The sequence below is a fragment of the Streptomyces malaysiensis subsp. samsunensis genome, assembly GCF_024519315.1.
GTDB classification, from domain to species: Bacteria; Actinomycetota; Actinomycetes; order Streptomycetales; family Streptomycetaceae; genus Streptomyces; species Streptomyces malaysiensis.
This window is the reverse complement of the sequence record NZ_JANIIC010000229.1, coordinates 1-901: the sequence shown is the minus strand read 5'-3', so window position 1 is coordinate 901 and position 901 is coordinate 1. Positions and strand designations below refer to the sequence as shown.

The 901-nt window shown below is 73.3% G+C and carries 1 protein-coding gene; it reads left to right on the top strand.

The window, feature by feature from the left end; all coding sequences use genetic code 11:
* On the top strand, window positions 1-901 hold a 901-nt coding region (locus NQU54_RS48630), incomplete at both ends, for a ketoacyl-synthetase C-terminal extension domain-containing protein (protein ID WP_257636667.1).

The window sequence follows — 901 nt, the reverse complement described above, 5'->3', positions numbered from 1 at the left end:
GCTGGCCGACGCGGGGTTGTCCGCGGACGAGGTGGACGCGGTCGAGGCACACGGCACGGGAACGCGGCTGGGCGATCCCATCGAGGCACAGGCGCTGGCGGAGGCATACGGGCGGGGGCGGGATCCGGAGCGGCCGTTGTGGCTGGGGTCGCTGAAGTCCAACATCGGGCACACCCAGGCCGCCGCGGGCGTCGGTGGCGTGATCAAGATGGTGCAGGCGATGCGGCACGGGACATTGCCCGCCTCGCTGCACGCGGAAGAGCCGACGCCCCGCGTGGCGTGGGAGTCGAGCGGCCTGGAACTGCTGGTGCGGCAGCGGGAGTGGCCGGAGCGGGCCGGTCGTCTGCGGCGTGCGGGTGTGTCGTCGTTCGGGATCAGTGGGACGAACGCGCATGTGATCGTGGAGGAAGCTCCGGCTGTGGCCGAGTCGGGGGGCGGGCGTGGTGAGCTTCCGGTGGTGCCGTGGGTGTTGTCGGGGCGTAGTGGTGCGGCGTTGCGGGGGCAGGCGGAGCGGCTGGCGGCGTTCGTCGAGTCGCGGCCGGAGGTGTCTCTCGCCGATGTCGGGGCCTCCTTGGTGAACGGCCGTGCGGTGCACGAGCATCGGGCGGTGGTCGCGGGTGCCGGGCGGGACGAACTCCTCGACGCGGTACGGGCGCTGGCCCGCGGCACCACGGAAGGCGCCGCCGTGGTGGGCGAGCGCGACGACGCCGCGTCCCGGGTGGTGTTCGTGTTCCCCGGGCAGGGGGCGCAGTGGGTGGGTATGGCGGCGGAGTTGCTGGCGGATTCGCCGGTGTTCGCCGCGCGGATGCGGGAGTGTGCGGCGGCGTTGAAGCCTCATCTTGAGGTGCCGCTTCTGGAGGCCCTGGGCGACTCGGCCGCGCTCGACCGCGTCGAACTCGTC